This window comes from Glaciimonas sp. OK215 (assembly GCF_057787885.1).
In genome coordinates this window covers 3,819,035-3,833,091 of record NZ_CM173544.1, presented here as the reverse complement: position 1 = coordinate 3,833,091, position 14,057 = coordinate 3,819,035, and the positions used below count along the sequence as shown (strand labels likewise).

The window sequence follows — 14,057 nt, the reverse complement described above, 5'->3', positions numbered from 1 at the left end:
AATAGCTGGTATTTCTGACAGGCAAGATTTGAGCGCAGACGCTGTCATGCAGCATTAGCGGTTCTTATAATCAAGCGCGCGGCCGATGTGTGCCGACCGCCAAGGATCAGGTAGGCATCGAAAATACCGCGGATACAAAGGCAAATGGCGACAAGCTGCCGGTATGGCCGCCGGCCCCCATTGAGACGCAAGGAAAACCACTGTCGGCTAGCCGTTTACACGCCATGCTATCGACGGCACGCCGCACAAACTATACTGATAGCGGAGCAAGGATAACCCGAGGCTCTTTCGCAATGAGAGGGGAAGCATCATGGCATTGGCTAACACCCTGGCAAGTTGCCTAAGCAGCAAGAACTGTCGTTTCGACATCGTCCGTCACCCCTATACCCCCAACAGCATGGCCACTGCACAGGCTGCACATGTTCCTGGAGACCGTTTGGCCAAAACCCTGTTGCTGGAGGATGAAAGCGGCTATGTGGCGGCCGTGATTCCTTCGAGCCACCACCTGCTGCTGGCGGCGATCTGCGAGCAGACCGGGCGCAAGCTGGTACTTGCGGACGAGGATGAGATCCGTGAGGTGTTCAAGGATTGCGACGTAGGCGCCATCCCACCGGTGGCGATGGCGTACGGCATGCACACCTACCTGGACGACAGCCTGCTCAAGCAGCCGGATATCTATTTCGAGGCAGGCGACCATCAGGAACTGGTCCATATGAGCATCGGCCAGTTTGTCGACCTGATGGCCGACGCGGAGCGAGGACACTTCGCACGTCGCATGATGTAAAAGCAGGTTGCCACCACCCCGGCCTGTTTTTGGCCGATAGCGCCAGGTCAGGCGCATCCCCCGAAGCGCACCGTGTGAGGGCATCATGATCTGGCTGGCCGACGCGGTGCGCGTTGTGCATGCGCAAGTGGCGCTTATTATCATAGGCGGACTCGCTGCGATCCGGGTTGGTGGTCGCCTCGGTTGGACATGGGTACGCCATCGGTTTTTCCGGCTCGCACATCTATTCGCGGTTGGCGTGGCCTGGCGTCACGCCGCTGCACATCGTGGAGACCCCAAGGAAAGGCAACGGACGCCCGGTTTTGTTCAAGAGCGTCGGGGATGGTCTGTGAGATCTGGCCGCGGCTGAACTGGCATTCATTCACCCACTATTGCCTCATGGACATATGTGCGTTGAATGAGTAGACTGGATTCGTTATCGCAATGGAACAGCAACGCTGGTTGAGTATTTTCTCCAACCATACTGAGTGGTTTGCATTACGCATATTTCACGATTAGCTCCGTGAGCGACGACTCGCTACAGTGAAGGTTAATGTCTAGTCCCAGGAGAAGCAATGCCTGATCTCGAAAAAATTAATGCGGAGCTAAGCAACTTCAATTTTGGGGCAAATATTGCCGCAACCACGACGAAACATCATCGAACCGACGCTGAGTACATAGCGACGTTCGGCACCTCTCACAACAACCCGGATTTTAATTTGCATCAGAGATTGCTAGCGGCAACCAATTTGACGTTAGCGCACATTGCACGGGGTGCTTCGCTTGCCCAGACGTTGACCTGTATTGTGAATGGGATTGAAGATCAGCATCCCGAAATCACAGGGGCCATTCTTCTGCTGGATGAGGATGCCAATCACCTGCGTCTAGGTGCTGCACCCAGTCTGGATCAAGACTACAGTCGCGCAATTGGCAGTATCGCTATTGACGATGGCATCCTGGCGCGTCAGCTTGCAAGGGATACCTTGGCCGAGCATGTCGAAGCAAGCCGATTCTGGCGCAGCTTTTGCGACCTGGCTCTACAACATGGACTGTATGCATGCTCGGCGATCCCTATCCGGTCCACCGCCAACTGTATGCTTGGGATTTTTGTCGCCTATTCACAAACACTTGATCAGGCAAGCGACAAGCATCGACAAGCCATTGGCGATGTCACAGCGCTGGCATCGATTGCCATTGAGCGCAATATCGTTGAAGCCAGGATAAAAAAGGCGGAGATCACTCTGCACGAGAGCGAAACAAGAATGGCGCTGGCAATCGAAGGGAGTGGAACCGGGGTTTGGGATCGGAATATCTTGACTGGTGAGATTCATTATTCAATCGGCTGGAAAGCGATTCTGGGTTATACGGATTCAGAGATCGGCAATCGGATTGAGGAAAGTTATACGCGTGTGCATCCCGATGATCTTCCTTTTGTTCAAGCGACTATACAGGCGCATTTCGATCAAAAGACAGACAGCTATGCGGTGGAACACAGAATCCGCTGCAAGGATGGCAGCTACAAATGGATATCGAGCCGTGGCAAGGTTGTTAGCCGAGACATGGAAGGCAAGCCGCTGCGCATGATAGGCACGACCACCGATATAACGGCCATGCGGGCGTTGTCCGATAGGCTGCAGCAGAGTGTTGACTTGATAACCTGTCTGACAAATGAAGTGCCAGGCCTCGTATACCAATATAGGTTATTGCCGAATGGGGATGCGTTTTTCTCTTATGTCAGCGAGGGAATCAGTGATATTTACGAGGTCACGCCGGAACAACTCGCCAATAATGTCTCCCTCATGCATGAAATTATTCATCCAGATGATTTCCCAAGTTACTGTGCGTCGCTCGATGCATCCGCCGCCAGCCTGATGCCTTGGCATCTTGAGTACCGCGTCATATTGCCTAGACAAGGTTTGCGTTGGCGCAATGGGGATGCGCGGCCTCGTCGATTGCAGGACGGCAGTACACTGTGGCATGGTTTCATCACCGACGTCACCGAACGTAAGCGTATAGAGATTGAGTTACATGAATTCGCCGAAATAGATTTTTTGACGCAGTTACCCAATCGGCGCTATTTTATGGCCCGAACGGAAGAAGAACTGGCTCGAATTCAGAGGATCGCCGGCACGTGCAGTACGGTACTGATGTGTGATCTCGATCATTTTAAAATAATCAATGACAGCTACGGTCATGCCATAGGCGACCTGGTACTCAAGCATTTCGCATCCATTCTGCGTGATCAACTGCGCAAGAACGATACCGTGGGCCGTATGGGAGGGGAAGAGTTTGCAGTTGTTCTGTCCGGTGCGGGAGTCGCTGAGGCAGAGATATTTGCTAAACGCGTGCAAAAACAGGTGGCTGAAACGCCTTTCGTTGAGGGCGATGAAACGATCACAGTGACAGTGAGTATCGGTATTGCTGTCATGAACGTAACCGATGCGAGCGCTGACGCTTCTCTTTCTCGTAGCGACATGGCACTTTACCGTGCCAAAGAAAGTGGTCGCAACCGTATTGAAATTGCCGTTGATTAGCGTGCATCAAGGACAGCGCGATCGGCAGAACTGAAAATTCATAACCGTGCTTCGCACACAATCAGTTTCAGGCCTGGCGGCAGTGACTCGCCCAGCACGCGCCGTTCGTTGGCCTCGTCCAGTTGCACGACCTGGCGCACCATAGTGATCCAGGAAGGCGCGGCCTTCATGATCGCCAGTCGCCGGATAACCTGGTCGCGCAACTCGGCCGGCAAATCGCGCGATCGGTCGCCGGTCATACGCGCCAGGTGCGCCGCGGCAAACGCCGCCGGTTCGACCCGTTTCCAGTCGAGCGCAAGGAGGATTGCCAGCCAACCGGCCACAATGTCTGGCGGCACCACGTCGTGTGCACTTCCGTAGAACGGCTGGCGCGCGCCGACGCGGCCGATAGCCCACAGGTTCCGGCTATCCATGCCAGCCACCTTGTCAGCTACCATGGTCGACTTTCTGATACGGCCCTGCAGCCATGTGCCGATTTCGATCTTGTATTCCACCGGGATGCGTTCCAGCGATGCCCCCAGCCGCAGCATGTCGTCGTAACTGCCCTTGACCAGCGTCGCCGGGCGTTCCAGGAGTACCGCGGCGTCCTCTTGCAGGTTGAATGCGAAATCGTCGAGCAGGCGCAATTGCGCTTGCCGGTCCAGTCCGCCTGCGACGCGGCGCCACAGCGTCCACCATTCCGTGCAGACATGGTTGTCATTGACATGCTGGACGCCGGGTTCGAACAGCGACCAGAGTTGCGTGATTCGCCAGTCGTCGAGCGGATAGCCAAATCCCGGGCGCAGGCAATAACCGGCAAGATTCAACCATAGACGTTCGTGATCGGCAGAGCGCCGGCGGCCGCGCATGCATTGCCATAGCGTGTCGAACAGCTGGCGCAACAGCGGTGTATGCCAGCGCTCGCGGCTGCCGAGCAGTTGCTCGAGTTGCAGTCTGAGTTGCCTGACTTCTTTCGGCGCCACCTTCTGCCCGCGGGTACCAAAGATGCGGTCGATTTTCTCGACTGCTTCGGCGAAGCGTGGTGGCAGCGCACCTTCCTTTTTGATTTCCTCAGCGTTCAAGGATGCCGGGTTTTCGCCACGCAACTGGAATTCCAGCAGCCAGCGCTGGTCAGGGTCAGCCGCGCCGACGCAGTGCATCTCGAGAGTGCCGACTTCGGTCAGCGCCGTCGCCAGCCGTACCGGAACTTCCCGCCGGCTGCCCGCCATCCCTGCTTGCAGCACGATTGCGATCGGCGGCAGACCGACGAAGTCGCGACCGTCGACATCGACCAATTCGCCCAGGCGGGGCGGGTCGTTGCCGGACTGCGCCGTCGAGGAAACCAAGTGAAAGCGCACCGGCTGTCCAAGACGTAACGCGAAGGTTTGATCTGTGAGCAGGATTTCGCGGCCTTGCTCGCTGCCACGCGGCAAAATGCAGATGCCACGCCGGGATTGGCCGCGATTCTTGCCGCCTTCCTCATCCACGACCAGGAAGTAGCTGCGCGGCGAGCCTCCGCCGATTTTTGGTGCATGTCCCCGGCGCGCTAACCCGTAAGCCACTGCGCCACGGGCCACGGCGACGTCCGGATTTTCGTTGTGCAAAAGCCGAAGCGGCTCGCCACGCCACGTGTCCAGCGTATCTGCCAGCCGCCTGGCTAACGCGTCGGCACGGAACACGCCGCCGTTGAGCAGCAAAGTGTCAGGGACCGCTGCTTTGCCAGAACCCAAAGCCTGGCGCGCTGCCGCGGCGTGCTGGTGCAGAAAGCTGGCGAGGTGACGCGTGATGGCCGGATCGCTGGCATAGGGCAGCCCAAACTCAACGATGCCGCCGCGCCGGTGCCTTGCCTGTTCCTCCGGGCCGACCATTGGGAAAAAGCCATCCACGGTGATGCGCTCCACTTCTTCCCGCGTCAACTCGACCGACCGGGCGCTGCCGACCAGTCGGGCGCCCGTGCCCAGCAGCGTCACCGTGGTCCGCTCCGGCGCCCCCGCCGTCAGTAGTAGTTCCTTGGCTGCGCGGCAACGCTCAATGAGTTGGGACAACCCGATTGCGGATAGCCGCGTGGCCGCAGGCCCAGCCGCGGCAGTCATGCGCGCTTCGACCAAATGCGCCAATGCCAGGTCCATGTTGTCACCGCCAAGCATCAAATGATTGCCGACGCCAATTCGGGTCAATTGTGGCTGGCCTTCGTGCATGTCCACCTTAATCAGGCTGAGGTCGGTGGTGCCGCCGCCGACGTCGCAGACCAGCACCAGCCGGGTTTGCGACAGTTCCGCGGCCAGCGTTTGCCGGTGGCGAAACAGCCAGTCGTAGAGCACCGCCTGCGGTTCTTCCAGCAGGCGCAGATGCGGTAACCCGGCCTGGCGTGCCGCCGCCAGTGTCAGCGCGCGCGCACCCTCGTCGAACGAGGCCGGGACGGTCAGCACCACCTCTTGCTGTTCCAGTGGATGTTGTGGAAAACGCGCGTTCCACGCCGCGCGCACGTAGGCCAGATAGCTGGCGCTGGCCGCAACCGGCGACACCTTGCCGACCTCGGCTTGGGCGCCCCAAGGCAGTATGGGCGCCAACCGGTCTACTGCCGCGTGCGATAGCCAGCTCTTGGCGCTGGCCACCAGCCGACCGGGGACTTGCGCCCCCAGTTTGCGCGCCAGACGACCTATCACTACCTGTTCCAGTCCGGCCACATCGGCTTGCGGCCAAGGAAGCTGGAGTTCGCCCTCGGCCATCTCGCCAGAAGCGGCGTGGTAGCGCAAGGATGGGAGCAGGCTGCCTGTGCTGACCTGGCCGGGGGCTACGAGCTGCTCAATTTCAAATAGCCGAATATCTTTGCTGCCGGGCGCCGCGACTACGTCCGCATAAGCGACGGCCGTATTGGTTGTGCCGAGGTCGATGCCGACGATGTATTGGTTCATCGCCTTCAGATCTGGCCGTTGCCGCGCACGTCGAACTCCACGTTCCAGCGCTCGCCGCCGCTGCGGGAAACGGCCACCAGTTCCAGCGTGCCCGCTTCGGTGGCTTTGGCGTGCAGTTTCACCTGCACGACTTCGCCCGGCTGGCGGCCTTCGGGCGGCAGCGTGGCTCGGATCTCATCCAGTTCCTGCAGCTCGTCTGGTTGCCAGAAGTCGAGCATGGTACCGACCTGATCCTGGCGTCGCACCGATGAGCCGAAGAAGCGCAGATACACCGGTTCGCCGACCACCAGGCCAAAATCCTGGGTCGCAAGTTCCATCTCCGTTCCTTCTTCCATGCCGAACGAGGCGACGCACAGCGCCTGTATCGGCGGCGCCATTCCCGGCACGGCGGGCATGGACGATTCCACCGCGACATAGTAGGCGCGGGCAGTACCGCCGCGTATGCGCACGCCGCTGCCCCGACGGACATAGCTGTAATAGGCGGCGCCACGCGCCACCGCCAGATCCAGGTCCGCTCCGGCCAGCATGCGTGCCGGAGCGGCACTTTCGGCGCTGAGCCAGCCATTGACCGTGGCCAGGGTTCGTTCGACCAGGATGTCGGACTTGAAAACGCCGCCGTTGAACAGCACGGCGGTGGGATGGAGAAAACTGGCGTCGGGACCCTGTTTGCCGGCGAAGCCTTCGAGCTCGGCGGTCGCCGCCACCTGGCGCCCGAGGAAGGCGGCAAGATGGCGGGTGATGGCGGCATCCTGCGCATACGGCAGACCCAGGCGGGTCAGGCCGCCGCGAGCCCGGCCGAGCGGGCGAACCGACGCTTCCACCTGCGGGAAAAACCCCTCCAGGATGGTCGCGGTGACTTCCTCCCGTGTTAATTCAGTGCGTATCGAGCCACCGATAAGTTTGGAGCCGCGGCTGGCGACGACTATCGGAAGTGCCTGGAGCGCCGGATCGCTCAGGAGGTTTTCCTTGGCCGCGCGGCAGGCATACGTCAGCGCCCGCAATTGCCACGGGTCGAGCTGGGTCCCATCGGCAGCAAGTTTCCGTGCTACGACATGGGCCAGTGCCAGGTCCATATTATCGCCGCCCAACAGGATGTGATCGCCGACGGCCACCCGGTGCAGTTCCAGGTTGCCGTCACGCTCGACCACGGCAATCAGGGAAAAATCGCTGGTGCCGCCGCCGACATCAACCACCAGGATGATGTCGCCCGGCTTGACCTCTTTGCGCCAGCGGCCCTGGCTCGTCTGTATCCAGTTGTATAACGCGGCCTGAGGTTCTTCGAGTAAGGTCACGGAGTCATAACCGGCTGCTCTGGCCGCTTCGGCCGTTAGCTCGCGCGCCGCGGGATCGAACGAGGCGGGAATGGTGACGGTAATATCCTGTTCGATGAACGGTGCCTCGGGATGGGCATGGTCCCATGCCTGGCGCAGATGTGCCAGATAGCGGATGGAGGCTTCGAGCGGCGACACGCGTGCCACTTCCGCCGGGGCATCGTTGGGCAGGATCGCCGCCCGGCGATCCACACCGGGATGACAAAGCCAGCTTTTTGCGCTGGATACCAGCCGTATTGGCGTCGTCGCGCCCCTGCTGCGCGCCAGTTCGCCGACGGCATAGTCTTGCTCGTCGCACCACGGCAGGCCCAGTTCGCCCGGCGCCAGTTCGGCGGCGTGAGGCAGGTAGAGAAAGGACGGCAGCAGCGCCGGCTGCTCGACCTCGCCCGGGGCGGTCAGTTGCGGGACATCGAGAACGCCGTGGCTGGTTTTTTCACCGTCGGAGTCAGCGATATTGACATAGGCAAGCGCGCAGTGCGTGGTGCCGAGGTCGATGCCGATGGCAAAACGCGGCTCGCTCATAATTCCACCTCGGCTGGCGCGAGTATTGCTGCGTCGTGACCTTCGGCCAGTTTGGGCAGCCGGACCGCGGTGGCGCGCCAGCCGCGGTGGCTGATGCTGCCCGAAAACGGCGACTGGCCAACTACGTTGCCGGTGAGCCGGATGGCAGCGACATCGAAACCGTCGGCCAAGGTGATGCGGCTGCCTTCAGCCTCCTGGCGCACCGGCTCGATCACGAAATATTCGCGCAGCACCTTGCCGCAACCTTCATGCACCACGCGGGCGGCGGCGCCAATGTCGGCGTCGGAATAGCCCGCCAGATTCTCCTCGGTGAAATCGATCAGGCGCGCGTCCCGCTGCAGCAGCCCGAGCAGCTGCAGCGCTGCGTCGGGGTGCGCTTCCTTCAGCGGGCGCGGGACGGGTTTCGGTGGTTCTTGCGGTGTGACCTGAGGCGGATCTTGCCGTAAGTCCTGGATGCGCGCAGCAAATCCGGCATCGGAAAGGGTGCCGAAGAACGCGCCGAAGGCAAGAGGAATCCTGCGTAAGAAGGATGGCTTCGCGTTGTTTTTGGGGGTGTTCGAGTTAGTCATCAATTGCTCCTGAATTCTCCGGCCTTTGCGCCGGTTAGGGGGAGTTTGCACATAGCTAATATCCTTTTTTTTGAGTCAGCTACCCTGTGAGCGCCGGCAGGGAGGGGTGTTCCGGCACCGCCAGTCGCTGCGTTGCGATCAGATCAAGAGGCTGCGAGAAAACTTTTTATCATGTCACTGCCAGTGCTTATGACGCATGGTGAGTTTGGAAACAAATGAAAACGGGCCGCAGTGCGGCCCGCCAGATTCGAAAACATGAGATTCTCCAGAGGTTCAATTACACATTTCATGCTGGTCGCCGAAAATGGTGCGCTGCAAAAATTTGGATTGTACCTGAAGATTTATGGCTAGAATTTTTTCCTGGAAAAATCCTGTGGACCAGGACGGCAAAACGCTCGATGCGCTCGTGCAAAGCCGGCGCAACCGGCAGGCGGCCAAGCGCTTCTTTCGCAAACTGCTCAAAGGACTGCGCAACTCGACCTCGACTTCCCAACGTCGACTTTTCGTTTCGGCAAGTTGACAATGCCGGCTGGGTCAACGGAATCCCGGCAGGTGGGTCAATGGCGCATCGGCGCCAACACACTTGCAACAGAATGACAATAACTACTATTTTCATTGACAGATGATTCTTGAGAACCAAATGCCGATTCGTGGTCGCCACGTGCTATCGCCATCCTCACCCCGACGCCACGCGCTTCGGCAATCGCCTTGGGTTTTGAAATAGCGGCGTCTATCCATTCGATGCGTGCATCGAAGGCAAAGACGAAATGCATTAATTCGCACAACTTGGTCTCCAGCAACGGCGTGTGTACCTGTTTAGGCCACTCGTCTGTTATCCAGTGACAAATTGGCTGATAGTCCAGGCAGTCTTCGATTGATTGCGGGGCTACCGAAGTGATGGCCCGGATCGAAAGATCGACGCGTATCGGCTGGAACTCGCGTTCATGATCCCAAATGCCAACCCGCAGCTTGGTCGCCAGATTGGAAATCTCGATGGTCCAGGGAATGACTCGTGTGCTCATTATTTGCTCTTCCGCAAGTGGATAAGAAGGGGGCGTAAAAGCTATTGCGCGTGGTACCCATGGTAGCGTTCTTGCTCAATCTTTTTTTTTCAGTCCCGACAGTAAATTGCCCAAATCCGAATAGTCTTTCTGTTTTCAGAATGGCATGTGAAGAAGGCGGTAGAAGCCGAACAGCGAATTGTTGTCGGCCTCTGGTTTTAAAGCATCCGCCGGAATACAATCGATTAGCCTGATTTTGGCAGTTGCCAGGAAATGAAGAGGGGATGAAATAATGCCAATAGATGCACCGGAATCGGAAGAAAGGGTTGCGCGTCAAGTTAAACAAAAAGTTAAAAAGAGTGGTGATGGCAAGGAAAAGCAATACCGGTTTGGTTTCCTGTTAGTCCCAAATTTTACTTTGATTGGATTTGCGTCCGCGACCGAGCCCCTGCGCATGGCGAATATGGTGGCGCGAACCACGCGCTATCAATGGCTGACCATTACCTCTGATGGCAAGCCGGTCCCGGCAAGTAACGGCGTGCAAATTCTGCCTGATTGCTCGACGGAAAATGCGCCGGTCCTGGATGCATTATTTGTGTGCGGCCCCAATCCTATTCCGTTAACCGGGGATCAGGCGCTCATCGCCTGGCTGCGCAAGCTAAGTCATCAGCACATCCCATTGGGAGGGATTTGTACGGGAAGTCATTTGCTGGCCAGAGCCGGATTGTTGGCGGGATACCGGTGCACGATTCACTGGGAGGATACAGACAGCCTGGTCGATGAGTTTCAGGGCATTGTTGTCTCCGGGAAAATATTTGAGCTGGATCGTGACCGCTATACCTGCAGCGGCGGCGTCGCGCCGATTGACATGATGATTACCTTGATTGCCGGTCAGCCTGGTGGCAAGGAGTTAGCCGCTGCCGTAGCCGAACTACTGGTTTGTGAACGCATCCGTACGACCAGTGATATGCAGCGTATTCCGTTACGCCAAAAGGTCGGTACCGGCCAGCCGAAATTGTCTGAGGCAGTGGCGCTGATGGAGAGCAATCTGGAAGAACCGCTCACCGTAGATGAGTTGGCGAATTATGTCGGATTGTCCGGCCGGCAACTTGAGCGCTTGTTCCATGAGCATCTCCAATGCACGCCAGGGAGCTATTATCTTGAGTTGCGCCTGGTGCGTGCGCGCCAATTACTCTTGCGTACTGAACAGTCGATTATTGACGTGGCAGATTTGTGCGGGTTCGCATCTGTAGCGCACTTTACAAGACGCTACAGCGAATTCTTTGGCATACCTCCCGGCAAGGAGCGCCGCCTCGGCTCGTTGTGAATGCTACGCCTGTGTGGCAGATCAGGAATCGGCTCCTGTCAGGATCCGCCATCCCAAGAAATTTCAGGTGACTTTCAGATGCAATCAGACTGCGCCATCGTACGTTTTCGCGAGGGTGCAGTTCTTTTGTGCCCCGTCAGTGCAGCCGGCAGGAAATTTCCATATTGCGTTAATTGGTCAGCCTCACTGACTTTTTAGTCGGTTTTCGCTCCTCTTTCGTATGTCGCCGACGCCTGTGAACGCAGATCGGCGAATTCATGCAATGCAATGTCGGATCTGAGCAAAACCGGTTTTGTGCTCCACCTAGAATCTCATTCAAGTACAGCGGCTGAGTTAGCTTCAGTGAATTGAGACATCTACATGGAGAGATAAATGTTTTCTAAACGAGATCAGATACAAGGATTCGACGAAGAATTATGGCGCGCCATTCAAGCTGAGGAGAAGCGGCAAGAGGAGCACATTGAACTTATCGCTTCAGAAAATTACACCAGTCCGCGCGTCATGCAGGCGCAGGGAACGGGGCTGACCAACAAATACGCGGAAGGCTATCCAGGCAAGCGCTATTACGGCGGTTGCGAACATGTCGATGTAGTGGAGCAACTGGCTATTGATCGTGCCAGACAGCTGTTTGGCGCCGATTGGGCGAACGTCCAGCCGCATTCCGGCTCCCAGGCCAATGCTGCGGTTTACATGGCCCTGCTGCAGCCCGGCGACACGATTTTGGGGATGAGTCTGGCGCATGGAGGACACCTCACCCATGGTGCCAAAGTAAGTTTCTCAGGCAAGATTTACAACGCCGTGCAGTACGGCCTCAACGATCAGGATCTGATCGACTATGACGCTGTCGAGCGACTCGCCATCGAGCATAAACCACGCATGATTATTGCCGGCTTCTCCGCCTACTCGCGCGTTCTCGATTTTGCGCGCTTTCGCGAGATCGCCGACAAGGTGGGAGCCTACCTGATGGTGGATATGGCGCACGTGGCGGGACTTGTGGCCGCCGGCATCTATCCGAGCCCGATGCCGTTTGCCGACATCGTGACGACCACCACGCATAAAACGTTACGCGGACCACGCGGCGGTCTGATACTCGGGCGTGCCAACCCAGAGATTGAGAAAAAAATCAGTTCCATGGTGTTTCCTGGTACCCAAGGCGGCCCGCTAATGCATGTAATTGCCGCCAAGGCGGTGGCATTTTTAGAGGCCCTGCAACCGGACTTCAAGGTATATCAAGAACAGGTGCAGGCGAACGCCCGCGCGATGGCGGCGGTATTTATCCATCGCGGCTACCGCATCGTCTCCGGCGGCACCGACGACCACCTGTTCCTGGTGGATCTGATTGACAAGGGCATCACCGGCAAGGCCGCTGATGCTGCGTTGGGCGCAGCGCACATTACGGTCAACAAGAACGCGGTGCCGAATGACCCGCAATCGCCATTCGTTACCAGCGGCATTCGCATCGGCTCTCCGGCCATTACGACACGCGGCTTTAAGGAAGAGCAGGCCAGTCAAATGACCGGGTGGATGTGCGATGTGCTCGATGATGTCGACAACCATGACGTGATTCAACGCGTGCGCGAGCAAGTCAAGGGGCTTTGCGCCAGATTTCCCGTGTACGCGCGTTAAGGCTCAGCAGGTCGTTTAACAAAAGCTTTGTTCGTTGCACAGTCCAGGTTATCAGTAGGAGTTGTTGAAAATGGCCATCAGCGTATTTGAATTGTTCAAGATCGGCATCGGCCCATCGAGTTCCCACACCGTAGGTCCAATGCGCGCAGCGCTGCTGTTTGCCACAGGGCTGCGTGATCAAGGTCTGCTTGATCAAACCGTCGCCATCCGGGCGGAATTATTCGGTTCTCTCGGCGCGACCGGAAAGGGGCATGGCAGCAATAAGGCCGTGATGCTTGGGCTGGAAGGCGAAGCGCCGGACACGATCGATCCGGATTGTATCGAGGATCGTCTGGCGAGTATTCGAGAGCTGAAGACGCTGACCATTCTGAATACGCACAAGATAAATTTTGTCGAGGCCGAGCATTTGATTTTTCATCGGCGCAGGTCGTTGCCTTATCACCCGAACGGCATGTCCTTTAGCGCCGAGGATGCGGACGGCGTCGAGCTATACAGCAAAATCTATTATTCAGTCGGTGGCGGTTTCGTCGTCAATAAAGAGGCGGCAGAGGCCGACGTTCTCAAGGAAGACGATACGCAGTTGCCTTACCCATTCAAAAGCGGCTCGGAAATACTCGCGCTATGCCAGGAGCATAAATTTTCGATTAGCCAGCTGATGCTGGAAAACGAAAAGGCATGGCGCTCAGAGAGTGAAATTCGGAATGGCCTCATCAACATATGGCGGACCATGCAGGCTTGCGTAAAGCGTGGCTGCGAAGTCGAGGGTGTTTTGCCCGGCGGCCTCAAGGTACGCCGTCGTGCTACCGAGTTGTACCGCAAATTGGCGAGTCAGCCGGAGATGAGTCTGCGTGACCCGTTGACGACTCTGGATTGGGTCAACCTGTACGCATTGGCTGTCAATGAGGAGAATGCGGCTGGCGGCCGGGTCGTCACGGCACCCACCAACGGTGCCGCAGGAATAATTCCGGCGGTCCTGCATTACTACACGCGCTTTGTTCCCGGCGCCAACGAAGATGGCGTGGTCCGCTTTCTCCTCACCGCTGCAGCTATCGGCATTTTGTACAAAGAAAATGCATCCATTTCCGGTGCTGAAGTCGGCTGCCAGGGCGAAGTCGGGGTCGCGTGTTCGATGGCCGCCGGTGGCTTGGCCGAAGTGTTGGGAGGGACGGTAGAGCAGGTAGAGAATGCCGCTGAAATCGGTATGGAGCACAACCTGGGACTGACATGCGATCCGGTCGGCGGCCTGGTTCAGGTGCCCTGTATCGAACGTAATGCCATGGGCTCGGTGAAGGCAATCAATGCGGCGCGGATTGCTTTGAGAGGGGATGGCAAACATTTTGTGTCGCTTGACAAGGTAATCAAAACGATGCGCGACACAGGAGCCGATATGAAACTGAAATATAAAGAAACTTCACGTGGCGGACTGGCTGTAAACGTCATTGAGTGCTAGTGACGCAAGCAAATGCGCGGCAAGCATGTCGTTTCAACGA

Annotated in this window: 10 protein-coding genes; 6 read left to right on the top strand and 4 right to left on the bottom strand. The window is 57.8% G+C overall.

What is annotated here, in order from left to right; translation table 11 throughout:
• Nucleotides 1-310 precede the first annotated feature (310 nt).
• On the top strand, nt 311-784 hold the full coding sequence (locus AC3CHX_RS17630) for an aminoacyl-tRNA deacylase (RefSeq protein ID WP_488629327.1): 474 nt from the start codon (nt 311-313) through the stop codon (nt 782-784).
• 554 nt (nt 785-1,338) lie between these two features.
• Nucleotides 1,339-3,297, top strand: a complete 1,959-nt coding sequence (locus tag AC3CHX_RS17625) for a sensor domain-containing diguanylate cyclase (RefSeq protein ID WP_488629326.1) — start codon at nt 1,339-1,341, stop codon at nt 3,295-3,297.
• A gap of 38 nt (nt 3,298-3,335) precedes the next feature.
• Here the strand turns inward: AC3CHX_RS17625 and AC3CHX_RS17620 are convergent, their stop codons facing one another.
• From AC3CHX_RS17620 to AC3CHX_RS17610, 3 genes are read right to left on the bottom strand one after another with little or no spacing between them, the layout of a single operon-like run.
• Entirely contained in the window at nt 3,336-6,191 is a 2,856-nt protein-coding gene (locus tag AC3CHX_RS17620) for an Hsp70 family protein (RefSeq protein WP_488629325.1), read from the bottom strand.
• Nucleotides 6,192-6,196: 5 nt separating this feature from the next.
• Entirely contained in the window at nt 6,197-8,044 is a 1,848-nt protein-coding gene (locus AC3CHX_RS17615; protein ID WP_488629324.1) for an Hsp70 family protein, read from the bottom strand.
• Nucleotides 8,041-8,613: a DUF2760 domain-containing protein gene (locus AC3CHX_RS17610; RefSeq protein ID WP_488629323.1), complete on the bottom strand. Its 573-nt coding sequence runs from the start codon at nt 8,611-8,613 to the stop codon at nt 8,041-8,043. The genes AC3CHX_RS17615 and AC3CHX_RS17610 overlap by 4 nt, the downstream gene beginning before the upstream one ends.
• A gap of 343 nt (nt 8,614-8,956) precedes the next feature.
• Between AC3CHX_RS17610 and AC3CHX_RS17605 the strand changes: the two genes are divergently transcribed.
• A complete protein-coding gene (locus AC3CHX_RS17605; RefSeq protein WP_488629322.1) occupies nt 8,957-9,133 on the top strand; it encodes a DDE-type integrase/transposase/recombinase in 177 nt (58 codons plus the stop codon).
• A gap of 37 nt (nt 9,134-9,170) precedes the next feature.
• Here AC3CHX_RS17605 and AC3CHX_RS17600 read toward each other — a convergent pair whose 3' ends face one another.
• Nucleotides 9,171-9,635 (bottom strand): dihydroneopterin aldolase, encoded by a 465-nt coding sequence (locus AC3CHX_RS17600; RefSeq protein WP_488629321.1) that lies wholly within the window; start codon nt 9,633-9,635, stop codon nt 9,171-9,173.
• A 271-nt stretch (nt 9,636-9,906) separates the two neighbouring features.
• Between AC3CHX_RS17600 and AC3CHX_RS17595 the strand changes: the two genes are divergently transcribed.
• The 3 genes from AC3CHX_RS17595 to AC3CHX_RS17585 all read left to right on the top strand — a co-directional run bounded on the left by AC3CHX_RS17595 (nt 9,907) and on the right by AC3CHX_RS17585 (nt 14,017).
• A complete protein-coding gene (locus AC3CHX_RS17595; RefSeq protein WP_488629320.1) occupies nt 9,907-10,941 on the top strand; it encodes a GlxA family transcriptional regulator in 1,035 nt (344 codons plus the stop codon).
• Between the two features lie 372 nt (nt 10,942-11,313).
• Nucleotides 11,314-12,567 carry a serine hydroxymethyltransferase gene (gene glyA, locus AC3CHX_RS17590; RefSeq protein ID WP_488629319.1) on the top strand — a complete coding sequence of 418 codons (1,254 nt, stop codon included), beginning with the start codon at nt 11,314-11,316 and terminating at the stop codon, nt 12,565-12,567.
• 70 nt (nt 12,568-12,637) lie between these two features.
• The gene (locus tag AC3CHX_RS17585) at nt 12,638-14,017 is read left to right on the top strand and encodes an L-serine ammonia-lyase (RefSeq protein ID WP_488629318.1); all 1,380 of its coding nucleotides are present in this window, start codon (nt 12,638-12,640) and stop codon (nt 14,015-14,017) included.
• Nucleotides 14,018-14,057: the final 40 nt, after the last annotated feature.

What these genes read in the sequence shown, in the direction of transcription:
- AC3CHX_RS17630 (WP_488629327.1), top strand. Translation starts at nt 311, where the DNA reads ATGGCATTGGCTAACACCCTGGCAAGTTGCCTAAGCAGCAAGAACTGT.
- AC3CHX_RS17625 (WP_488629326.1), top strand. Translation starts at nt 1,339, where the DNA reads ATGCCTGATCTCGAAAAAATTAATGCGGAGCTAAGCAACTTCAATTTT.
- AC3CHX_RS17620 (WP_488629325.1), bottom strand. Translation starts at nt 6,191, where the DNA reads ATGAACCAATACATCGTCGGCATCGACCTCGGCACAACCAATACGGCC.
- AC3CHX_RS17615 (WP_488629324.1), bottom strand. Translation starts at nt 8,044, where the DNA reads ATGAGCGAGCCGCGTTTTGCCATCGGCATCGACCTCGGCACCACGCAC.
- AC3CHX_RS17610 (WP_488629323.1), bottom strand. Translation starts at nt 8,613, where the DNA reads ATGACTAACTCGAACACCCCCAAAAACAACGCGAAGCCATCCTTCTTA.
- AC3CHX_RS17605 (WP_488629322.1), top strand. Translation starts at nt 8,957, where the DNA reads ATGGCTAGAATTTTTTCCTGGAAAAATCCTGTGGACCAGGACGGCAAA.
- AC3CHX_RS17600 (WP_488629321.1), bottom strand. Translation starts at nt 9,635, where the DNA reads ATGAGCACACGAGTCATTCCCTGGACCATCGAGATTTCCAATCTGGCG.
- AC3CHX_RS17595 (WP_488629320.1), top strand. Translation starts at nt 9,907, where the DNA reads ATGCCAATAGATGCACCGGAATCGGAAGAAAGGGTTGCGCGTCAAGTT.
- glyA (WP_488629319.1), top strand. Translation starts at nt 11,314, where the DNA reads ATGTTTTCTAAACGAGATCAGATACAAGGATTCGACGAAGAATTATGG.
- AC3CHX_RS17585 (WP_488629318.1), top strand. Translation starts at nt 12,638, where the DNA reads ATGGCCATCAGCGTATTTGAATTGTTCAAGATCGGCATCGGCCCATCG.